Origin of the sequence: Pseudomonas sp. BF-RE-21, from assembly GCF_019947305.1 — a bacterium.
GTDB classification, from domain to species: Bacteria; Pseudomonadota; Gammaproteobacteria; order Pseudomonadales; family Pseudomonadaceae; genus Aquipseudomonas; species Aquipseudomonas migulae.
Genome location: NZ_JAGYGF010000060.1, coordinates 17910 through 39593, shown reverse-complemented (window position 1 = coordinate 39593; position 21684 = coordinate 17910). Strand labels below are relative to the sequence as shown.

The window sequence follows — 21684 nt, the reverse complement described above, 5'->3', positions numbered from 1 at the left end:
TTGTCAGTCACATCATTGATGAATGACAAACCGCCATCGCGAGCAGGCTCGCTCCCACATTTCGTTTTGTGACCTTACAAATCCGCCAGCGGATGCCGGCCTTCCCAGACCTTGCGAAAATGCGCCTCCACCACCGTATCCGGCACGTGATTGATATCAGGCCAATGCCAGTGCGGTTTCTGGTCTTTGTCGATCAACCGCGCACGCACGCCTTCGCTGAACTCCGGATGCCGGCAGCAGTTGAGGCTCAAGGTGTATTCCATCTGGAAAACCTGAGCCAGCGACATATGTCGGGCGCGGGATATCTGTTGCCAGATCAGATGAGCGGTCAGCGGCGAACCTTCACTCAGGGTCCGCGCCGCGCGGCTAAGTACCAGGTCCGTGCTATCACGCTGTTGGCTGATGGCTTTCCAGGCGCAACGTACATCACTGACATCCAGCAGTTCATCGATCTGCTGGCGGCGCGGCAGCCACTGGGCTTCGGGCATTCGCGCCAGCGCTTCCTGCTGCAAGGCCTTGAGCAGGCTGTTGAGCTGCATCGGCGTCTGTTCCTGCCAGTTCAATTGCAGCAGGCCTTCGATCAGCTCTTCTTGCTGTTCATCGAGCAGGAAGCGGTCGGCCAGGCCCAGATCGATCGCATCGCGACCGTTCATGTGCGCGCCGGTCAGGCCGAGGAACAAACCGAGCTTGCCGGGCAGGCGCGACAGAAACCAACTGGCACCGACATCCGGATACAAACCAATGCTGATTTCCGGCATCGCCAAACGGCTGCTCGGCGTGACAATACGGATGTTCGCGCCCTGCAGCAGGCCCATGCCGCCGCCGAGTACATAACCGTGACCCCAGCAGATCAGCGGTTTCGGGTAGGTGTGCAGGCTGAAGTCCAGCCGGTATTCCGCCGCGAAGAAAGTTGCGGCCAGCGGGGGCACTACGCCGGGGTGCGCGCGACAGGCTTCCACCAGGCTGCGCACTTCGCCACCGGCGCAAAAGGCCTTGGCGCCATGACCGCGCAATAGTACGCAGACGATTTGCGGATCCTTGGCCCAAGCGTCCAGTTGATCGCGCAGGGCGTTGATCATCGGCAAGGACAGGGCGTTCAGGGATTTTTCGGCATCCAGGCTGGCAACGCCGATGCGGGCGCCGTCGGTGCCGGTGAGTTCTTCGAAGTGCAGATTCATCGTGACCTCGATCGGGAATTTGAGCGTTCAGTATGATCGCAATGCAGGAAAGTGCCGGATCTGCGTCAGATCAATTGACAAGCGTGATGGGCTTTCCTAGGGTTCGCCCCATTGTTTTTGCCGGATGTAACCATGACTGCTGACGACCGTATCAAACTCGAACCGAGCTGGAAGGAGGCACTGCGTGCCGAGTTCGACCAGCCCTACATGGCAGAGTTGCGCGATTTCCTGCAACAGGAGCGTGCGGCCGGCAAGGAGATTTATCCACCGGGCCCGATGATTTTCAACGCGCTCAACTCGACGCCGCTGGACAAGGTCAAGGTCGTCATTCTCGGTCAGGATCCTTATCACGGGCCAGGCCAGGCCCATGGCTTGTGCTTCTCGGTGCAACCGGGCGTGCCGGCGCCACCGTCGCTGGTGAACATCTATAAGGAGTTGAAACGCGACCTGAACATCGACATTCCCAATCACGGTTATCTGCAGAGCTGGGCCGATCAGGGCGTGTTGATGCTCAATACCACCATGACCGTCGAGCGCGCCAATGCCAATGCGCACAAGGACAAGGGCTGGCAGTTTTTTACCGACCGGATCATTGAAGTGGTCAGCCAGCAGCAACCGCATCTGGTGTTCATGCTGTGGGGCGCCCATGCCCAGAGCAAGCAGAAGCTGATCGACGCGACCAAGCATCTGGTGCTGACGTCGGTGCACCCGTCACCGCTGTCCGCTTATCGCGGTTTTCTCGGGTGCGGGCACTTCAGCCGGACCAACAAGTTTCTTGAGCAGAATGGCGAGACGCCGATTGATTGGCGGTTGCCGCCAGTCTAAAAAGCTTCGCGGGCAAGCCTCGCTCCTACAGGATTTGTGTCGAGCATATAATTCACATACGACACAAATCCTGTAGGAGCGAGGCTTGCCCGCGAAAGGGGCGACTCGGTTTTTCAGTCTGAATCCGGATTCCGATTCCAATACTTGAACAACGGCTCCGCCAGAAACAGCACAAACAACAACCGCATCACCTGCATCGCCGTCACCAGCGGCACCGACAATTGCAGCGTCTCCGCCGTCAGGCTCATCTCCGCAATCCCGCCGGGCATCATGCCCAGGGTCAGCGAACGCAAATCCAGATGTGTCAGCGCACTCAATCCCAAGGCTGCCGCCGTGGCGATCAACATGGTCAACACCGTACCAATCAACGTCCGCCCCATAAACGAAGGCGCACGCCGGAAAAACTGCCGATTGAAGTGGCAGCCCAAGCCACTGCCGATCAGCCATTGGCCAATCTGGCTACCGCCGTTGGGCAAACCAATGTGCAGATCCCAACCAATGCTCACCGCCGCACTCACCAGCAACGGCCCGAACAGCCAAGGGTTGGGTTGACGCAAACGCTCCCAAACCCACGCCGCCAAGGCGCCCGCCGGGAACAGAAGGGCCAGCCACCACCAGTTGACGGCCGTCGGATGAAAAACCGGTGCGCCGTCGCCCAGTAGATATTTGAACGCCGCCGGTACGCAAAGCACCACCACCAGCACCCGCAGGCTTTGCCCGGCCGCTACGCGACTGAGCACCGCGCCATTGCGTGCGCCGAGGTTGACCATCTCCCCGGAGCCGCCGGGCATGCTGGAAAAAAATGCGGTGGCGCGATCCTCACCGGTACGGCGCATCAACCAGACCCCGACCACGGCGGACAGGCTGGTGATCAACGCACCGAAGAAGATCAGGCCAAAGTGGCTCAACACCTGCTCCATCACCACCGGTGTGAAGTGCAGGCCGATGCCGATGCCGACGACCCACTGGCCGACCTTGCGGCCGCCAGGGATTTCGGCCAATTGCCAGGGCGTCAGGCAACGCACGAGGATGATCGCCAGCAACGAGCCGACCATCCATGGCAGTGGCCAGCCGATCTGGCTGGCCAGGTAACCGCCCAGCGCGCCGACCAGCGGCGTACCCCACCAGGCGTTGAAGGGTGTTCGATCAGACATCGGCGACCGCGCGACGAGCGACCGAACGTTTGCGCCAGATCCGCAGGATCGGCACCAGCAACATCACCACGATCAACGCCCAGACACCCAGCGTGATCCCGCTCGACCAGAGAATCTCCAGCGAACCGTTGGAAATCGACAGTGCGCGGCGCAGATTCTGTTCCATCAAACCTCCGAGAATGAAGCCCAGCAAAACCGGCGACAACGGGAAATCCAGCTTGCGCAGAATGTAGCCGAAGATGCCGATGCCGATCATCAGGAACAGGTCGAAGGTGGTCGCATGCACCGCGAACACGCCGATGGCGGTGATGATCGCGATCATTGGCACCAGCGCCCAGTTCGGTACGGCGAGGATGCGGGTGAAGATGCGGATCATCGGAATGTTGAGGATCACCAGCATGATGTTGGCAATGAACAACGACGCGATCAGGCCCCAGACGATGTCCGGTTGCTGTTGGAACAACAGTGGGCCCGGCGTGATGTTGTACAGCGACAACGCACCGATCATCACCGCCGTCGTGCCCGAACCGGGAACTCCCAGGGTCAGCATCGGCACCAGTGCGCCGCAGGCTTCAGCACCGATGGCGGTTTCCGGAGCGGCCAGACCGCGCTTGTCGCCCTGTCCGAATTTGCCGCTTGGGCCAGCGATACGTTTCTCGGTCATGTAGGCCACGGCGCTGGCAAGTGTTGCACCGGCGCCAGGCAAAACGCCCATGATGAAACCCAGCACACCGCACCGCATGTTCACCCAGAACACCGACGCAGCTTCCTTGAAGTTGAACATCATGCGGCCGGTGGCTTTGAACGCTTCCTGGCCGCGGTGGGTTTTTTCCAGCAGCAACAGGATTTCGCTGATGGAGAACAGGCCCAGCACCAACACCACGAACTGAATGCCGTCGGTGAGGTGGATGTTGTCGCCGGTGAAGCGGTAGACACCGCTGTTGGCGTCGATGCCGACGGTCGACAGGAACAGGCCGATCAGCGCCGCGATAAAGGTCTTCAGCGGTCGATCACCGGCCATGCCGCCGAGGCAGACAATCGCGAACACCATCAGGACGAAATATTCCGCCGGACCGAAGGCAATCGCCCATTTCGCCAGGATCGGCGCGAACACCACCATCCCGCACGTGGCAATAAAGGCGCCGATGAACGAACTCCACGCCGACAGCGACAGCGCGACACCGGCCATGCCTTGGCGGGCCATCGGGTAACCGTCGAGGGTGGTCATGACGGTGGACGCTTCGCCCGGAATGTTCAGCAGGATCGAACTGATCCGGCCGCCGTATTCGCAACCCAGGTAAACCGCAGCCAGCAGGATCAGTGCCGATTCCGGTGGCAGCCCGAGGGCGAATGCAATCGGGATCAGCAACGCCACGCCGTTGATCGGACCGAGGCCGGGCAGCAGGCCGACGACGGTGCCGATCAGCGTGCCGCTGAGTGCGGTGACCAGGTTGTAAGGGGTCAGTGCGACGCCGAAGCCGTGACTCAAATAACCAAGCGTATCCATTTCAGTTCTCCAGAACGTCGAGCAGACCCAGAGGCAGCGGCACGTCCATCACTTTGTCGAACAGCAGGTACAGACCGATGCTCATCAGGCTGATGATCACTGCGCTTGGCAACCAGCGTCCGCCGTACAGGCGCGCCATCGGAATGCCGATCAAAATGCTGCTGAGGATGAAGCCCAACGGCTCGAACAGGCCGGCGAACACCAGCAGCAGCACCACGCAGCGGCCGATCTTGTGGAGGGTTTCACGATCCAGCGGCGGGTCTTCTTCGGAGTGTTTGATCGGGGACGGGCGAAACACCATGTAGATCAAGCCCATTCCCATCAGCCCCAGCATCAGCAAGGGGAAGGCGCGAGGGCCGATCGGTTCGTAGGAAAAAGGCGCCTGGTAGGGCCAGGCCATCAGCACCAGGCTGGCGCAGGCCAGCAGCAGCACCGATGCGAAAATGCGTTGTACGAGCATGGGGAACTCCTGTGCCGCGACCCCGCAGTGCGGGGCCGCAGCCGCTAGACAGAGGCGATCACTGAATCAGGCCGAACTCTTTGGCCAGCACTTTGTAGTCCGCGACCTGCTTCTTCACGTAGGTGTCCAGTTCCGGGCCGGTCATGGCGAACGGAAAGAGTTCACGCTGATCGCGCAACTTGGCGAAATCATCGGAAGCCAGCAGTTTGTCGAAGGAGTCTTTCCACCAGGCGTAGTCTTCATCGCTGACTTTTGGCCCGAGGTAGAAACCGCGAACCACTGGCCAGACGATGTCGTAGCCTTGCTCTTTGGCGGTCGGAATGTCTTTCATTTCCGGCTCGTCCAGGCGCTTATCGGAGAACACCGCCAGCAGGCGCATGTCGCCGCTCTGGATGTGCGGCATGGAGTCGGAGATGTCGGTGCTGCCGACCTGGATGTGGCCGCCTAGCAGGGCGGTGGCGATTTCGCCGCCACCTTCGAGGGCGACGTAACGCAGATCGCGCGGGTTGATCCCGGCGGCCTTGGCGATCAACGCGGTTTGCATCCAGTCCTGGCTGCCGACGGTGCCGCCGGAACCGATCACCACTTTGCTTGGATCTTTCTTCAGCGCCTGAACGAGATCGTCGAGGGTCTTGTAAGGCGAATCGCTTTTCACCGCGATGGCACCGTAGCTGGTGCCGACCGCTGCCAGCCAGCGCACGTTGGTTTCATCGAAGCGACCGAACTTGCCCTGGGCCAGGTTCAGCAACGAACCGCTGGACCACGCCACGAGCGTGCCGGCGTCGGCCGGACGCTGAGCGACCACCGCGTTGTACGCCACTGCGCCGACACCGCCGGGCATGTAGGTCACGCGCATCGGTTTGCTCAGCAGTTTCTCGTTCATCAGCGCGCTTTGCGCCAGTTTGCAGGTCAGGTCGAAACCGCCGCCGGGCGAGGCCGGGGCGATGCATTCCGGGCGCTTGGGCTCGGCCATCAGTTGGCCGGCAAACAGCATGCAGCTGGCGGCGAGGGCGAAACGGCGCAGTGATCGATTCATTGTTGTCTCCACGGGAGTTGTTGTTTTTGGGGATGTTTCAGGTGCGGCAGTTTCGCGTCGCGCAGCCGTTGGTGGCGCTGACAAACGTAAACGACGGGAATTGAAAAAAGAGATGAGGCGGGCAAACCTGGGGCTGTGTGGACAGCATGGCGAAGTACCTCGTTATTGTTCTTATTGGCGAAAACGCATCGAGGCGTTTTTCGGGAGCTACATTTCAAAGCACGATCGATGGCTTTCAGTCGAAACCATCCGTGGGCCGACTCTAACGGTCGAACCTTTCACTAACCTTTCAGCGGACTTTCACGGTTTTCGGGCTTCACAGCGGCGGATGCGGCTGTAAACTCCGCGCCAAAGAATGGCGTCGAACATCCCTGAATGAGGTAAAGATCCATGCGTGTTCTGCTCGTCGAAGACCATCTGCAACTCGCCGACAGTGTCGCCCAGGCGCTCAAGAGCACCGGGCTGACCGTGGATGTGCTGCACGACGGCGTGGCCGCCGACCTGGCGCTGAGCAGCGAGGAATACGCCATGGCGATCCTCGATGTCGGCCTGCCGCGCATGGATGGCTTCGAGGTGCTGGCGCGCTTGCGGGCCCGGGGCAAGAACCTGCCGGTGCTGATGCTGACCGCTCGCAGCGACGTCAAGGATCGTGTGCATGGCTTGAACCTCGGCGCTGACGATTACCTGGCCAAACCGTTCGAACTGACCGAGCTCGAAGCCCGGGTCAAAGCCTTGCTGCGTCGCAGTGTGCTCGGCGGCGAACGTCAGCAGACCTGCGGTGTGCTGGCTTACGATCTGGACACCCGACGCTTCACCCTCGGCGACGAATTGCTGACCCTGACCTCCCGCGAACAAGCGGTGCTCGAAGCGCTGATTGCGCGTCCCGGTCGGGTGATGAGCAAGGAACAACTGGCCGCCCAGGTGTTTGGTCTTGACGAAGAAGCCAGCCCCGACGCCATCGAAATCTACGTCCACCGCTTGCGCAAGAAGCTCGACGGCCAACCGGTCGCCATCGTGACGTTCCGCGGCCTCGGCTATTTGCTGGAAAGCCGCGATGCATAAGCCCAGCAGCCTGCGCTGGCGGTTGTTGTGGAACCTCGCGCTGTTGCTGGTGGTGTTGATGCTGGCCAGTGGATTGAGCGCGTACTGGAATGGTCGCGAAGCCGCCGACACCGCGTATGACCGGACCCTGCTGGCTTCGGCGCGAACCATCGCCGCCGGGGTATCCCAGCGTGACGGAACCCTCAGTGCCGATGTGCCTTACGTGGCGCTGGATACGTTTGCCTACGACAGTGCCGGGCGAATTTTTTACCTGGTCAACGACATTCACCAGAACCTGATTTCCGGCTACGAAAACCTTCCCGCTCCACCACCGGGAACGCCGCGCACCGATGACTATCCGGCGCTTGCCCGTTTCTACAACGCGACGTATCGAGGGCAGAACGTGCGGGTGGTCAGCCTGCTCAAGCCCGTGAGCGAGCCGAACATGAACGGCATGGCGGAAATTCGCGTGGCGGAAACCGACGAGGCGCGCGTCAGCATGGCCCGTAGCCTGGCGGCAGACACGTTGTTGCGGCTGGGTATGCTGGCGGTCGGCGCGTTGCTGATGGTGTGGTTTGCGGTGAGTGCGGCGTTGCGCCCATTGGAACGCTTGCGCACGGCGGTGGAAGAGCGCCAGTCCGATGACTTGCGGCCGCTGCCGCTGGTGGAGGTGCAGCGAGAGTTGTGGCCGTTGGTGCGTGCGCTCAATCACTTTACCGAGCGCCTGCGCGGGCAGTTCGAACGTCAGGCGCAGTTCATTGCCGATGCTGCGCATGAACTGCGCACGCCACTGGCGGCGCTCAAGGCGCGACTTGAACTCGGCCTGCGTTCGGGCGAACCTGAAACCTGGCGCAATACGCTGGAAACGGCAGCGCAAGGCACGGATCGTTTGACCCATCTGGCCAACCAATTGCTGTCGCTGGCGCGTGTCGAAAACGGTGCCCGGGCGATTGCCGAGGGCGGTGCACAATTACTCGATCTGAGTCAGCTGGCCCGGGAGCTGGGCATGGCGATGGCGCCGCTGGCCCATGCCCGCGGCGTGGCGCTGGCGCTGGAGGCCGACGAACCGGTGTGGCTGCGCGGTGAGCCGACGCTGCTGAACGAGCTGTTGAGCAATCTGGTGGACAACGCGCTGGCCCATACGCCGCCTGGCGGCAATGTGATCCTGCGGGTCTCGGCGCCGGCGGTGCTGGAGGTCGAGGATGATGGGCCGGGGATTCCGCTGGAAGAGCGTGATCGGGTGTTCGAGCGCTTCTATCGGCGCAACCAGCAGGTGGCCGGGTCAGGGTTGGGGTTGGCGATTGTCGGCGAGATCTGCCGCGCGCATCTGGCACAGATCAGCCTGCACGATGGCGAGCAGGCGGGGTTGAAGGTGCGGGTGAGTTTTATCGCGGGAGAGTGATGGTGTTCGTACTGGCCCCTTCGCGGGCAAGCCTCGCTCCTACAGGTATTACGATGCTTTTGTAGGAGCGAGGCTTGCCCGCGAAGCTTTTAATAGAACATCGACCGCGATTCTTCCAGATCCCTGCACATCGACTCATTCTCCGGGTCGATTCCCAGCTTCTTGAAGGCCGGCACGCCGAGCGGGTCGATACGGGCGATGGGGTGGTCGGTGTCCTTGTGGCAATACAAACTGGCCACTTGCACCAGATCCACGTAGTCGACGCGCTCGGACTCGCGCTTGAAGTCCAGATACAGCCCCGGCACCTGTACCAGCATTTCCGGAAACTCCCAGACCCTGAGCAGTTTGTCGCCGAGCAGTGGGTGAATGTGGTCGATCACATGGTTCAGGCTGACCGGGTCCGACAGCAGCTCGTAGTGGTCTTCGGCGTAGGTCAGGATCGGCAGTACACCAATCTGATGCACCAGTCCGCCCAGCGCCGCCTGATCGGGCTTGAGCTGCGTGTAACTGCGGCACAGCGCGTAGCTGACCCCGGCGATTTCCAGGCTTTTGCGCCAGACATCGCGCATCTTTTTCTCCACCACGTCAGAGCGCGCATGGAAAATCTGCTCCATGACCAGACCGATGGCCAGGTTGCTGCTGTAATTGACGCCCAGGCGCGTGATTGCCGTGTGCAAGTCAGTGACTTCCTGGGTCGCGCGCAGCAGCGGGCTATTGACCACTTTGATCAGGCGCGCCGACAGCGCCGTATCACGGCCAATCACTTTACTCAGGGTGCTGACACTTATTTCCGGGTCTTCAGCGGCCTTGCGAATCTGCAGGGCCACTTCCGGCAACGTTGGCAGAACCAGGTCATCGTTATCGATGGCCTCAACCAAATCCTGTTGGACCTTATCCGCCAAATCGCTCATTTCTTTTCTCTAGGGTGTTGCAACAAGTACTGCTGTTAACGCTGGATTTCGCGATCGCGATCCAGTTCATAAGGCAAGTCAAGCAGATGCAGGGCCGGCCCTTCGATCGCGCCGAGATGGACGTCGCCACCTTCCGCCGCTTCGGCTTGCAAGACGGCCAGGAGTTCAATGTTTTGTCCGGCGTGCGCGGCAATCACCACTTCGCCGATGGAACTGCCGTGTGTCGGGGAAAACAAGGGTGTGCCGGGTTCAGGTAATGCACTGGCGTCCAGCTTCAGACGATACAAGCGGCGCTTGAGTTTGCCCAGGTACTGCATCCGCGCAACGATTTCCTGGCCGGTGTAGCAACCTTTCTTGAAGCTCACGCCGCCGACGGCCTGCAGATTGAGCATCTGCGGAATGAACAATTCGCGTGTGCCCGGCATCACCTGGCCGATCCCTGCGCGGACCTGACCCAGCAGCCATTGATTGAGATCGCCCTCGGTCAGCAAAGCAGATAACCGGCCCTTGATGACGTCGGCCTGATCGGCGGCAACCCAGAGTTCGGCGCGGTCCGGTGAAACGCGGATGGCGATCAATCCGTCATTGCGCGCCACGCTGTCGGTGTCCGCCGGCAGTTCGAGACCCAGGCCGATCAGGGCGGCATCGCCATGGTCAACGCCGAAGCGGACCCAGGCAGCGCTTTCATCGGTCAATTTCGATTTGGAGAACACCGCGTACTTCTTCAGGTCCGCCAGTTGCGGCTCCAGCAGCTCGGTGGCCATGGCCATGAGCACGCCATCACCTTGCAGCAGAATGCGGAAGCTCGATTGCATCCGGCCTTTCTGGGTGCAGCGCGCGCCGAGGCTGGCCTGGGTGTCGCTCAGGTAATTGAGGTTGCAGGTCAGCTGGCCTTGCAGAAATTTGCTGGCATCCGCGCCGCGGACCGCGAGAACGCCTTCGTGAGACAGGGTGCAGAAAAAAGCAGAATCGGCCATGGGAGATCGCAGGGTAAAAGAGTCTGGGGGACATCATAAGGGGGCGCCCATGAAATGGGTAGTTCACAAAAGGTCGACAGTGCCCGACCAAAGCCGACTGTTCGATGGTGTCCGGGGCTGTATACTTGCCGCCTATTTGAGGAGCGCTCCATGGTCGAAGATGTTGAACTGAATCGCCTCTACTGGCACAGCCGCCGCGGCATGCTTGAACTTGACGTGTTGCTGGTGCCGTTCGTGAAAGAGGTCTACCCGCACCTCAATGATGTCGACCGCGATTGCTACCGCAAGCTGCTCGAATGCGAAGATCAGGACATGTTCGGCTGGTTCATGGAACGCGCCGAGTCGGAAGATCCGGAGCTGCAGCGCATGGTTCGCATGATCCTGGATCGTGTCCAGCCCAAGTAATGCGTTCGAATGCCGCTGGCATGCCTCTGGGCAGTTGCTGGCGGCGTATCTGTTGGCCCAGCTGTTCGCGCTGGGTGCATTGTTTCTGCTTGCCATACCGGTCTGGGCCAGCTTGCTCGGCGCTTTTTGCTGCCTGGCTCATTGCGTTTGGGCATTGCCACGCCAGATTTTACTGACACACCCACAGGCGTTTCGTGGCTTGCGTCGCGATGCGGATGGCTGGCAGTTGTGGAATCAGGCGGCGGGTTGGCAGGCGGTTCAGCTACGGCCGGACAGCCTCGCGCTGCCGCTGGTCGTCGTCCTGCGTTTTCGCCTGCAGGGCGAGCGGCGGGTCCGGGCGATCTGTGTGCCCCGGGATTCGCAGGCGGCGGATGTGCACCGACGCCTGCGGGTTCGGCTCACGTTCAGTCGGCGTAGGTGGGCGGCACCAGAATAGTGTCCAGCGCCTCCGGCAGCAGGTTCGGGTAGTCGAGGGTGTAATGCAGGCCGCGACTTTCCTTGCGCTCCATGGCTGACTGAATCATCAATTCCGCCACTTGGGCCAGGTTACGCAGCTCGATCAAGTCCCGGCTGACCTTGTAGTTACTGTAGAACTCGTCGATTTCGTCCAGCAACAGCCGCACGCGGTGCTGCGCACGTTGCAGGCGCTTGTTGGTGCGCACAATGCCGACGTAGTCCCACATGAATCGCCGCAGTTCATCCCAGTTGTGCGCAATGATCACGTCTTCATCCGAGTCGGTGACCTGGCTGGCATCCCAGACGGGCAGGGCGACCGGAATCGAAACCTGCGGCAGTTGCTCAAGAATGTCTTCCGCCGCCGAGCGTGCATAAACGAAACATTCCAGCAGCGAGTTGCTGGCCATACGGTTGGCGCCGTGCAGGCCGGTGAAACTGGTTTCGCCAATTGCATACAGCCCCGGTACGTCGGTGCGGCCCTGCTGGTCGACCATCACGCCGCCGCAGGTGTAGTGCGCCGCGGGAACCACCGGAATCGGTTGCTTGGTGATGTCGATGGAAAACTCCAGGCAGCGCTCGTACACCGTCGGGAAGTGCGTCTTGATGAACGCTTCCGGCTTGTGACTGATGTCCAGGTAAACGCAATCGACACCCAGGCGTTTCATCTCATGGTCGATGGCCCGGGCGACGATGTCCCGTGGCGCCAGTTCGGCGCGCGGGTCGAAACGCTGCATGAAGCGTTCGCCATTGGGCAGTTTCAGGTGCGCACCTTCGCCGCGCAGGGCTTCGGTGATCAGGAAACTCTTGGCTTGCGGGTGATACAGGCACGTCGGGTGAAACTGGTTGAACTCCAGGTTCGCCACCCGGCAGCCCGAACGCCAGGCCATGGCGATGCCATCACCGCAGGCGCCGTCGGGGTTGCTGGTATAGAGGTAGACCTTGGCGGCACCGCCGGACGCGAGGATCACGAAGCGTGCGCCGTAGGTGTCGACTTCCCCGGTGCCGCGGTTGAGCACGTAGGCGCCGAGGCAGCGGTCGCCTTCAAGGCCCAGGCGCTTCTCGGTGATCAGATCGACGGCGACCCGCTGTTCCAGCAACTCGATGTTGGGCCGTTGTCTGGCTTTGTCGAGCAGGGTTCTGAAAATCGCTGCGCCGGTGGCATCGGCGGCGTGAATGATGCGCCGATGGCTGTGACCGCCTTCGCGGGTCAGGTGAAACTCGAAACCGCCATCTTCGGTGCCGGATTGTTCATCTCGGGTGAACGGCACGCCTTGATCGATCAGCCATTGAATGGCCTCTTTGCTGTGCTCGACGGTGAAGCGCACGGCGTCTTCGTGGCACAGGCCACCGCCGGCATTCAGGGTGTCATCGACGTGGGATTCAACGGTATCGGTGTCATCCAGCACGGCAGCGACACCGCCCTGGGCCCAGAAGGTCGAGCCATTGGCGAGGTCGCCTTTGCTCAGTACGGCAATGCGCAAATGATCGGGCAAGGTCAGCGCAAGGCTCAAACCGGCAGCACCGCTGCCAATCACCAGGACATCGTGTTGAAACTGTTGGCTCATTTCAGGATTCCGCTCAAAGCGACCCGGGTCGGGGTTGGCGCATGACTCCCGCAACGGCGAGTCAAGGCGGCCACACAGCGCACTAGTATATAGAGGGGGGGAGCGGCACAATAGCCGAGGTCACATGGCATTGTGAAACTACTGTGACGGAAAAGACTTGACGCTTCGTCGGATGATTTTTCGACCGGTTCGGCGACAAGAAGACTGTATCGTCGATTTAACAGTCTTTTTCCATTCACGGTTGCACAATGTCGGTCTTGCGCAGCTATAAATATTTGGAACTTTTGCCAAAGGCCCAAGATCAATAGACCGTTGCCTGAATCAAGGGACAGTGTCGGCTTCAATGCAGGATTGCGGTTTGATCCTTGCCGGCGAATCCGATGACAAGATTATTCGCGCAGCCGGGTTATGCCGAGCTGCGCTTTTCGTGCGTGCCAAATCAGAGCCCGCAGGAAACTTGCTTGGAGGGGGAGAACTTTTGCGAAAAGCCCGAGTCTATGTTTGCAAGTCTGGTCGTTTAGTTATGCAAGCTTCCTCCGAGCTTATCGAGGAGAGTTCATGCTAACCCAGGAAGAGGATCAGCAGCTGGTCGAACGCGTTCAGCGCGGCGACAAGCGAGCTTTCGATCTGCTAGTGCTGAAATATCAGCACAAAATTCTCGGGTTGATCGTGCGTTTCGTGCACGACACCCATGAAGCCCAGGATGTGGCACAAGAAGCCTTTATCAAGGCGTACCGTGCGCTTGGAAATTTTCGCGGGGACAGCGCGTTTTACACGTGGCTTTACCGCATCGCCATCAACACGGCGAAAAACTATCTGGTTTCACGCGGCCGTCGGCCGCCGGATAGCGATGTCAGTTCCGAAGATGCAGAGTTCTACGATGGCGATCATGGCCTCAAGGATCTCGAGTCGCCTGAGCGCGCATTGCTGCGGGATGAGATCGAAGGCACCGTCCATCGAACCATTCAGCAACTGCCGGAAGATTTGCGTACGGCTTTAACTTTACGTGAGTTTGATGGTCTGAGTTACGAGGACATTGCGGCAGTCATGCAGTGTCCGGTGGGTACCGTGCGCTCCCGGATTTTCCGCGCTCGGGAGGCCATCGATAAAGCCCTGCAGCCGTTGTTGCAGGAAAACTGAGACAGCGGCGACAGCCAAGAGAGGAACGCCATGAGTCGTGAAGCCCTGCAGGAATCGCTGTCCGCAGTGATGGATAACGAAGCGGACGAACTGGAATTGCGTCGGGTATTGAATGCCTTTGACGATGTTGAAACCCGTGAAACATGGGCTCGTTATCAAATCGCTCGGGCAGTGATGCACAAGGATCTGCTGCTTCCACGTCTGGACATTGCAGCGGCCGTTTCTGCTGCGCTGGCTGATGAAGCCGTGCCGGCGAAAGCCTCCCGTGGTCCATGGCGCAGCCTGGGTCGCCTCGCTGTAGCCGCTTCGGTCACCGTCGCCGTGTTGGCAGGTGTTCGTCTGTACAACCAGGACGAGATCGCGGGTGTCGAGCTGGCTCAGCACTCCACTCAACCGGGTCTGGCCGTTCCTCAGGTCAAGGGTCCAGCTGTTTTGGCAGGCTATAATGAGAGCTCGGAAGCCACTGGTCCTATGGCCAACGGCGTATTGCAAGCTCAGCCGGGCTGGCACGATCAGCGTTTGCCGGGCTACTTGCGCCAACATGCTCAACAGGCTGCACTGAAAGGTACTGAGAGCGCTCTGCCTTACGCTCGTGCAGCGAGCCTGGAAAACCGTTAAGGAGGATCATGCGCGCCATACCTCTACTTTCGCTTCTGCTTAGTGGCTGGTTCATTGTTCCAGCCCATGCCGATGAGGCACAAGACTGGTTGACCCGTCTTGGCCAGGCCGAGCAGCAGCAAAGCTTTCACGGTACTTTTGTCTACGAGCGAAACGGTAGTTTTTCTACCCACAACATCTGGCACCGCGTCCAGGATGGCAAGGTCCATGAGCGTTTACTCCAGCTCGACGGCCAGGCTCAGGAAGTTGTACGCATTGATGGGCATACTCAATGCGTCAGCGGTCTTCTGATTGCAGGGCTTGGGGATTCCCCCAACTCCGCTGCTCGTACACTCGATCCACAGAAGCTCAAGAATTGGTACGACCTTGCCGTCATCGGCAAGTCGCGTGTGGCCGGACGTGCGGCAGTCATCGTTACCCTGACGCCTCGCGATCAACATCGCTACGGTTTTGAATTGCATCTGGATAAAGAAACCGGCCTGCCGCTCAAATCATTGCTTCTGAATGAGAAAGGGCAGTTGCTGGAGCGGTTCCAGTTCACGCAGCTGGATACCTCCGATTTGCCCTCCGACGACGATTTGCAGGCAGGCCCGGATTGCAAAGCCATCACCCTCGACAGCGACAAGGCTTCAGCCGTCAAGGCTGTGCAGACGTGGCATTCGGACTGGTTGCCTGCCGGCTTTGAGCTGACCAGCAGCACTTCACGCAAGGATCCCGCGACCAAAACCCAGGTCAGCAGCCTGATGTATGACGATGGTCTCGCACGTTTTTCGGTGTTCCTTGAGCCGCTCAATGGTGCCCCCGTCACCGATACCCGCACTCAGTTGGGCCCGACCGTCGCTGTATCCCGGCGCTTGACCACCCCTCAAGGCGAGATGATGGTCACCGTCGTCGGTGAAATCCCGGTAGGCACCGCTGAACGGATTGCGCTGTCCATGCGCTCCGATGCCACTGCAACCCAGTAGTGAGCTGAAACCGAAATGTTTGGTGAGCATTTCAATTTGCAAATATCCCCGAAATTTTTTATAGGTCAGAGCCCCTCGGCTCTGGCCTTGTTTGTTGTTCCCGGAACAAAAATACCGGCGTATCGTTCCCGGTGTTCCTTGCTCCATATCGCTTAACCATGCTCGTCGTAACGGGAGCCGTATGTCGATACCACGCTTGAAGTCTTACCTCTCCATATTTGCCACCGTGCTGGTGCTCGGTCAGGCGGTCGCTGTACAAGCGGCCGAGTTGCCTGACTTCACGCAGCTGGTCGAGCAGGCCTCGCCCGCGGTGGTAAACATCAGTACCACGCAGAAACTGCCGGACCGCAAAGTGTCGAGCCAGCAGATGCCAGACCTTGAAGGCTTGCCGCCGATGTTGCGCGAGTTCTTCGAGCGCGGCATGCCGCCACAACCGCGTACGCCGCGCGGTGATCGTCAGCGCGAAGCCCAGTCGTTGGGGTCGGGTTTCATCATCTCGTCTGACGGCTACATCCTGACCAACAACCACGTGATCGCCGATGCCGACGAAATTCTCGTCCGTCTCGCTGACCGTAGTGAGCTGAAAGCCAAACTGGTCGGCACCGATCCACGCTCCGACGTGGCGCTGCTGAAAATCGAAGGCAAGGATCTGCCGGTCCTGAAGCTGGGTAAATCCCAGGACCTGAAGGCTGGTCAGTGGGTCGTGGCCATCGGCTCGCCATTCGGCTTCGACCACACTGTGACCCAAGGCATCGTCAGTGCCATCGGTCGCAGCCTGCCGAACGAAAACTATGTGCCGTTCATCCAGACCGACGTGCCGATCAACCCGGGTAACTCTGGTGGTCCGCTGTTCAACCTGGCGGGCGAAGTGGTGGGGATCAACTCTCAGATCTACACCCGTTCCGGTGGTTTCATGGGCGTGTCGTTCGCAATCCCGATCGATGTGGCCATGGACGTTTCCAACCAGCTGAAAAGCGGCGGCAAGGTCAGCCGTGGATGGTTGGGTGTCGTGATTCAGGAAGTGAGCAAGGATCTGGCCGAGTCGTTCGGTCTTGATAAACCGGCCGGTGCACTGGTGGCGCAGATCCAGGATGACGGTCCGGCGGCCAAGGGTGGCCTGCAAGTGGGTGACGTGATCCTGAGCATGAACGGTCAACCGATCGTCATGTCTGCCGATCTGCCGCATCTGGTCGGCGCGCTGAAGGCTGGTGCCAAGGCAAACCTTGAAGTGATTCGTGAAGGTAAGCGCCAGAATGTCGAGCTGACCGTCGGCGCTATCCCTGAAGAGGGCAAAGAGCTGGATGCCCTGCCGAAATCGGCCACCGAGCGCAGCAGCAATCGCCTGGGTGTTTCCGTGGTCGAGCTGACCGACGAACAGAAGAAAACCTACGACCTCAAAGGTGGCGTGGTGATCAAGGAAGTTCAGGACGGTCCTGCATCCCTGATCGGCTTGCAGCCAGGCGACGTCATCACTCACCTGAACAATCAGGCGATTGGTTCCGCCAAGGAGTTCACCGATATCGCCAAGGCGCTGCCGAAGAACCGCTCGGTGTCGATGCGGGTTCTGCGTCAGAATCGCGCCAGCTTCATCACCTTCAAACTGGCTGAATAAACCGGTTGTCGGCTGAATAAAAAACCGCCTCGAAAGAGGCGGTTTTTTTATGCCTGGTGAAAAGTGTCAGCCCATCATGTCCTTGATCATGCGCTCCTGCTCCATCAGCTCCCGTTGGCGGGCGTCGATACGCGATGACAACGGGAAGTTGGTCCCGGCCTTGCGCTTGGCGAAGTCCAGTTGCTGAATGGCCTGACGGTAGTCGCCAACCAGAGCAAAGTACTCGGCGCGCGCCTGATGCAAGCCGATGATGTTGCCTGAAAGGCCACGGGTTTCCGCCACCATGTACCAGACATCCGGATCATCGGGACGGCTTTTGAGCAGGTTCTCCAGCGCTTTTTCCGCTTCGGGCGCCCGGTTTTGCTTGAGCAGCAAATCGACGCGCACCTGATTCAGTGGATAGTTGCCCGGATACTGAGTCAGCATCCGGTCCACCCGGGTTTGGGCGTCTGGCAGGCGGTTGTTGGTGATGTCCAGATCGATCTGCGCCAGGTTGTAGATGATCTCGTTTGGCGACTTGGCCAGCAGCAACTTGAGATTTTCCCGTGCTTCGTTCAGTTGGCCGCCCTTTATCTGGGCGATCGCCAGGCCATAACGCGCAACGTCGTTTTTCGGGTTTTCATCCAGCTGTGCGCGGAAGCGCTTGGCGCCCAGGCCTGGGGTTTCTTCGTAGATCAGCTGGACTCGCGCACGAATCAGTTGATAACGCATGCTGTCTTCAATGCCGCCGGGTTTGGCCTGCTCGGCGCGGTTGCGGGTGTCGGCGATACGCGATTCGGTCACCGGGTGAGTCAGCAAGAACTCCGGTGGCTTGGCGTCGAAGCGGTATTGGCGCGCCAACCGCTCGAACATGGTTGGCATCGAGCGAGGGTCGTAACCGGCTTTTTCAAGGTTGAGGATGCCGATGCGGTCGGCCTCTTGCTCGTTCTGGCGCGAGAAACGTCGTTGTTCCTGAATCGCTGCCGCCTGCGTGCCCGCAATAGCCGCGATCCCGGCATCACCGGCACCGGCAGCGGCAATCACGATCCCGGCCAGCAGTGCGGCCATCATCGGCACCTGCATGCGTTGTTGCGCTTCGACGCCACGGGCAAAGTGGCGCTGCGACAAGTGAGCCAGTTCGTGAGCGAGTACCGAGGCATATTCGCCTTCGGTCTGGGCATTAAGGAACAAACCACCGTTGACCCCGACAATCCCGCCCGGCGCCGCAAAGGCGTTGAGCTGCGGGCTGTTGATCAGGATGAACTCCAGACGCCGGTCATTGACCTGGCTGGTCTCAACCAACCGGTAGACGCTGGACTCGACATAGTCCTTGAGTTGCGGGTCATTGAGCTGGTCAACCTGACTGCGCAGCAGCGCCAGCCAGGCGCGGCCCAGCTGATATTCCTGTTGTGGCGAGACGATTGCAGAACTGGCGTCACCGAGTGACGGCAGGTCGTCGGCGAAGCCCGGTGAGGCGAGCAGGCAAGCGAGCGTCAGCAGGGTAGGGCGCAAAAAAGTCATGCACAAAGCCTTAGTCGACAAAGACCTTACTGTAGCCGGACAGTACGCTTCGGACCAGATATTCTAAGCCGCTCGACCACCTGAACCGGAGTAACGCAATGACCGACGCTGTAGCCCATGACGCCGAACTGGACGCCAGCGGCCTGAATTGTCCGTTGCCGCTGCTCAAGGCCAAGATGGAACTCAACAAGATGGCCAGCGGCGCAGTACTCAAGGTGATCGCCACCGATGCGGGTTCGCAGCGCGACTTCCGCACCTTTGCCCGTTTGGCCGGTCATACGCTGCTTCGCGAAGAAGATGAAGCGGGTGTTTACCGCTATTGGCTGAAAAAAGCCTGAAAATTGCTGCGTTCGTTTCTAAGGATTATTGATGTTCAAAGTGTTACGCGACTGGATTCAGCGCTATTTCTCCGATGAAGAAGCGGTGGTGCTGGCGGTCCTGCTGTTTCTGGCGTTTACCGCCGTGCTCACCTTGGGCGGCATGCTTGCGCCGGTGCTCGCCGGGATGGTGCTGGCGTATCTGATGCAGGGATTGGTGGTGACACTTGAGCGCCTGCGGGTGCCGGGCGGGGTGGCCGTCGGAGCGGTCTTCGCCTTGTTCATGGGCGTTTTGCTGGTGTTCATTATTGTCGTGGTGCCGTTGCTCTGGCACCAGTTGATCACCTTGTTCAACGAGTTGCCCGGCATGCTCGCCAAGTGGCAATCACTGTTGTTGCTGCTGCCCGAGCGATATCCGCATCTGGTGTCCGACGAGCAGGTGTTGCAGGCCATCGAGGCGGCACGCGGTGAGATCGGCAAGTTCGGCCAATGGGCGCTGACGTTCTCGCTGTCCAGCCTGCCGCTGTTGGTCAACATCATGATTTACCTGGTGTTGGTGCCAATCCTGGTGTTCTTCTTTCTCAAGGACCGGGAAATGATCGGCCAGTGGGTTCGCGGTTATCTACCCCGTGAGCGCGCGCTGATCACCCGTGTTGCCCACGAAATGAACCGGCAGATCGCCAACTACATTCGCGGCAAGGTCATTGAGATTTTCATCTGTGGTGGCGTGACCTACATCGCGTTTGTCGTGTTGGGGCTCAACTACGCGGCACTGTTGGCGTTGCTGGTAGGCGTGTCGGTGGTGGTGCCCTATGTCGGGGCCGTGGTGGTGACCGTGCCGGTGCTGCTGATTGCGTTGTTCCAGTGGGGCTGGAGCGATCAGTTCATCTATTTGATGGCGGTCTACGGAATTATTCAGACGCTGGATGGCAATGTGCTGGTGCCGCTGCTGTTCTCGGAAGCGGTCAACCTGCATCCGGTGGCGATCATCTGCGCGGTGTTGTTGTTTGGCGGGTTATGGGGATTCTGGGGGGTGTTTTTTGCGATTCCGCTGGCGACGCTGTTCAAGGCAGTACTCGACGCTTGGCCGCGTAAGGAGCCGGTGGTGGCACCTCTGCTTTAACGTTCAAGCTTAATGGCCCCTTCGCGGGCAAGCCTCGCTCCTACAGGTTTTGAGTCGCACCCAAGCCTCCTGTAGGAGCGAGGCTTGCCCGCGAAGGCGCCAGAACAGGCGCCATCAAAATCAGGCTTTGTTCAATGCCTGCGCAGCAGCCAAAACAGCATCCACATGCCCCGGCACCTTCACGCCGCGCCATTCCTGACGCAGCACACCGTTCTTGTCGATCAAAAACGTGCTGCGATCAACACCCATGTATTCCTTGCCATAAAGCTTCTTCAGCTTGATCACATCAAACAGCTGGCACAGCGCCTCTTCCTTGTCGCTGATCAGCTCGAAGGTGAACGCTTGCTTGGCCTTGAAGTTCTCGTGAGATTTCAGGCTGTCGCGGGACACGCCGAAGACTTCGGTGTTCGCCGCTTTAAAGGCATCGAGCTGATCGCGAAAGCCCTGGCCCTGGGTCGTGCAGCCCGGCGTGCTGTCCTTCGGATAGAAGTAGATCACCACTTGCTTGCCTTTAAGGCTCGCGAGGCTGACGGTCTGTCCGCTGGTGGCGGGTGCTTCGAAGTCGGCAACCGGTTGGTCGATGGCAACGGCCATGAGAGCTTCCTTACATTGGGTTTTGTGGGCGCCACGGTTCGATCAGGGCATCCAGGTTCAGCGCGTCGGCGAAATCCAGGAACTGGTCGCGCAACCAGCTGATCTGTACGCCAGCCGGCAAGGTCACGGTGAACGTGGCGTTGAGCATGGTCCCGCCGGTTTGCGGCGCCTGATAGGTGTCGCAGGTCAGGTTTTCCAGCTCGACGTTATGGTCCATGAAGAACTGGCACAGTTCGTTGATGATGTCCGAGCGGTAAGCCGAGCTGACATAGGCAACGTACGGCAGGGCCTGGGGACGGTTCTCCAGCGCCGCGCTGCGCACCACGTTGACCGTGAAAGCGTGCTTCTTGGCGAGGCTCGGCAGGCTGCCTTCCAGGCGCGCCAGGGCGTCCCAGCTACCGGAGATCTCGAGGATCAACGCACTGCACTCGCCGTGACGGGTCAGGCGAGAGGTGACCACGGCGCAGCGGTTTTCATGGCTGGCGCGGCACAGGACGTTAGTCAGCTCCATGGGGTTGGCGCCGAGGGCACTGATGACAAGGAATTGTTCGCGAACTGTGGGGGTGGACATGCAGCATTCCTAAAGCGATGAGCGGTCGATACTTCTACGGGCTTTTATTGCCGGGGGCGAGCCTGCGGATGCGAATTCAGAAAACCCGAGCCGGAAGGTTGCAACGTGCTCCATTAAGGCAAGAGCGAAGGGTGGCAACGCTGGATCGGGGCTTGTGATGCCGAAAATGGAGGCTGAAACCCGGCGTACGAGCTTGTCAGTACCGATCAAAGTCTGAAGGGTAGCGAAAAGCAGCGCCAAGGGGAATGGCAGCAGCGCAGTACTTCGCTTGTACAAGCATCTTGGCGCCAGTACCATTACGGCTCTCTTTTTCCGGCAGGAGCGGTT

At 59.9% G+C, this 21684-nt stretch carries 22 protein-coding genes; 11 read left to right on the top strand and 11 right to left on the bottom strand.

What is annotated here, in order from left to right:
- Positions 1 to 74: 74 nt before the first annotated feature.
- Complete coding sequence (locus KGB25_RS26350) at positions 75 to 1178, bottom strand: enoyl-CoA hydratase/isomerase family protein (protein WP_223437294.1); 1104 nt, start codon at positions 1176 to 1178, stop codon at positions 75 to 77.
- Positions 1179 to 1310: 132 nt separating this feature from the next.
- On the opposite strand from KGB25_RS26350, the gene ung reads away from it, so the two are divergent.
- Positions 1311 to 2003 (top strand): uracil-DNA glycosylase, encoded by a 693-nt coding sequence (gene ung, locus KGB25_RS26345; protein WP_008025785.1) that lies wholly within the window; start codon positions 1311 to 1313, stop codon positions 2001 to 2003.
- A gap of 113 nt (positions 2004 to 2116) precedes the next feature.
- Here ung and KGB25_RS26340 read toward each other — a convergent pair whose 3' ends face one another.
- The 4 genes from KGB25_RS26340 to KGB25_RS26325 are packed head-to-tail and all read right to left on the bottom strand — an operon-like array spanning position 2117 to position 6160.
- A complete protein-coding gene (locus KGB25_RS26340) occupies positions 2117 to 3157 on the bottom strand; it encodes an AbrB family transcriptional regulator (RefSeq protein ID WP_223437293.1) in 1041 nt (346 codons plus the stop codon).
- Positions 3150 to 4664 carry a tripartite tricarboxylate transporter permease gene (locus tag KGB25_RS26335; protein WP_008034898.1) on the bottom strand — a complete coding sequence of 505 codons (1515 nt, stop codon included), beginning with the start codon at positions 4662 to 4664 and terminating at the stop codon, positions 3150 to 3152. The genes KGB25_RS26340 and KGB25_RS26335 overlap by 8 nt, the downstream gene beginning before the upstream one ends.
- A 1-nt stretch (position 4665) precedes the next feature.
- Positions 4666 to 5124, bottom strand: coding sequence for a tripartite tricarboxylate transporter TctB family protein (locus tag KGB25_RS26330; protein ID WP_008034905.1), 459 nt, complete (start codon positions 5122 to 5124; stop codon positions 4666 to 4668).
- Between the two features lie 58 nt (positions 5125 to 5182).
- Positions 5183 to 6160 (bottom strand): Bug family tripartite tricarboxylate transporter substrate binding protein, encoded by a 978-nt coding sequence (locus KGB25_RS26325; RefSeq protein WP_008036010.1) that lies wholly within the window; start codon positions 6158 to 6160, stop codon positions 5183 to 5185.
- A gap of 390 nt (positions 6161 to 6550) precedes the next feature.
- Between KGB25_RS26325 and KGB25_RS26320 the strand changes: the two genes are divergently transcribed.
- A complete protein-coding gene (locus KGB25_RS26320; RefSeq protein ID WP_008034908.1) occupies positions 6551 to 7222 on the top strand; it encodes a response regulator in 672 nt (223 codons plus the stop codon).
- Complete coding sequence (locus tag KGB25_RS26315) at positions 7215 to 8603, top strand: sensor histidine kinase (RefSeq protein WP_008036011.1); 1389 nt, start codon at positions 7215 to 7217, stop codon at positions 8601 to 8603. The genes KGB25_RS26320 and KGB25_RS26315 overlap by 8 nt, the downstream gene beginning before the upstream one ends.
- Before the next feature lie 89 nt (positions 8604 to 8692).
- On the opposite strand, the gene KGB25_RS26310 is transcribed toward KGB25_RS26315, so the two are convergent.
- Together KGB25_RS26310 and KGB25_RS26305 are read right to left on the bottom strand one after the other, a co-directional pair.
- Positions 8693 to 9514 (bottom strand): HDOD domain-containing protein, encoded by an 822-nt coding sequence (locus tag KGB25_RS26310; protein WP_008034910.1) that lies wholly within the window; start codon positions 9512 to 9514, stop codon positions 8693 to 8695.
- Positions 9515 to 9549: 35 nt separating this feature from the next.
- Positions 9550 to 10491, bottom strand: coding sequence for a YgfZ/GcvT domain-containing protein (locus KGB25_RS26305; protein ID WP_223437292.1), 942 nt, complete (start codon positions 10489 to 10491; stop codon positions 9550 to 9552).
- A gap of 150 nt (positions 10492 to 10641) precedes the next feature.
- Between KGB25_RS26305 and KGB25_RS26300 the strand changes: the two genes are divergently transcribed.
- The gene (locus KGB25_RS26300) at positions 10642 to 10896 is read left to right on the top strand and encodes a succinate dehydrogenase assembly factor 2 (RefSeq protein WP_007944081.1); all 255 of its coding nucleotides are present in this window, start codon (positions 10642 to 10644) and stop codon (positions 10894 to 10896) included.
- On the top strand, positions 10880 to 11332 hold the full coding sequence (locus KGB25_RS26295) for a protein YgfX (RefSeq protein ID WP_223437291.1): 453 nt from the start codon (positions 10880 to 10882) through the stop codon (positions 11330 to 11332). The genes KGB25_RS26300 and KGB25_RS26295 overlap by 17 nt, the downstream gene beginning before the upstream one ends.
- On the opposite strand, the gene nadB is transcribed toward KGB25_RS26295, so the two are convergent.
- Positions 11301 to 12917: an L-aspartate oxidase gene (gene nadB / locus KGB25_RS26290; protein WP_008034915.1), complete on the bottom strand. Its 1617-nt coding sequence runs from the start codon at positions 12915 to 12917 to the stop codon at positions 11301 to 11303. The two genes, KGB25_RS26295 and nadB, sit on opposite strands and share 32 nt — an antisense overlap.
- A 558-nt stretch (positions 12918 to 13475) precedes the next feature.
- Between nadB and rpoE the strand changes: the two genes are divergently transcribed.
- The 4 genes from rpoE (at position 13476) to KGB25_RS26270 (ending at position 17252) form a co-directional block, all read left to right on the top strand.
- Positions 13476 to 14057, top strand: coding sequence for an RNA polymerase sigma factor RpoE (gene rpoE, locus KGB25_RS26285; RefSeq protein ID WP_007944079.1), 582 nt, complete (start codon positions 13476 to 13478; stop codon positions 14055 to 14057).
- A 30-nt stretch (positions 14058 to 14087) separates the two neighbouring features.
- Positions 14088 to 14675 carry a sigma-E factor negative regulatory protein gene (locus KGB25_RS26280; protein WP_008036015.1) on the top strand — a complete coding sequence of 196 codons (588 nt, stop codon included), beginning with the start codon at positions 14088 to 14090 and terminating at the stop codon, positions 14673 to 14675.
- An 8-nt stretch (positions 14676 to 14683) separates the two neighbouring features.
- The gene (locus KGB25_RS26275) at positions 14684 to 15640 is read left to right on the top strand and encodes a MucB/RseB C-terminal domain-containing protein (RefSeq protein ID WP_223437289.1); all 957 of its coding nucleotides are present in this window, start codon (positions 14684 to 14686) and stop codon (positions 15638 to 15640) included.
- A gap of 181 nt (positions 15641 to 15821) precedes the next feature.
- Positions 15822 to 17252, top strand: coding sequence for a DegQ family serine endoprotease (locus tag KGB25_RS26270; protein WP_008034918.1), 1431 nt, complete (start codon positions 15822 to 15824; stop codon positions 17250 to 17252).
- 66 nt (positions 17253 to 17318) lie between these two features.
- On the opposite strand, the gene KGB25_RS26265 is transcribed toward KGB25_RS26270, so the two are convergent.
- Positions 17319 to 18752, bottom strand: a complete 1434-nt coding sequence (locus KGB25_RS26265; RefSeq protein WP_008034920.1) for a M48 family metalloprotease — start codon at positions 18750 to 18752, stop codon at positions 17319 to 17321.
- 98 nt (positions 18753 to 18850) lie between these two features.
- Between KGB25_RS26265 and KGB25_RS26260 the strand changes: the two genes are divergently transcribed.
- Positions 18851 to 19090, top strand: a complete 240-nt coding sequence (locus KGB25_RS26260; RefSeq protein WP_008034921.1) for a sulfurtransferase TusA family protein — start codon at positions 18851 to 18853, stop codon at positions 19088 to 19090.
- 31 nt (positions 19091 to 19121) lie between these two features.
- Complete coding sequence (locus tag KGB25_RS26255) at positions 19122 to 20192, top strand: AI-2E family transporter (RefSeq protein ID WP_008034923.1); 1071 nt, start codon at positions 19122 to 19124, stop codon at positions 20190 to 20192.
- A 120-nt stretch (positions 20193 to 20312) separates the two neighbouring features.
- On the opposite strand, the gene KGB25_RS26250 is transcribed toward KGB25_RS26255, so the two are convergent.
- Complete coding sequence (locus tag KGB25_RS26250) at positions 20313 to 20786, bottom strand: peroxiredoxin (protein WP_008034924.1); 474 nt, start codon at positions 20784 to 20786, stop codon at positions 20313 to 20315.
- 10 nt (positions 20787 to 20796) lie between these two features.
- A complete protein-coding gene (locus KGB25_RS26245) occupies positions 20797 to 21357 on the bottom strand; it encodes a glycine cleavage system protein R (protein ID WP_008034925.1) in 561 nt (186 codons plus the stop codon).
- Positions 21358 to 21684: the final 327 nt, after the last annotated feature.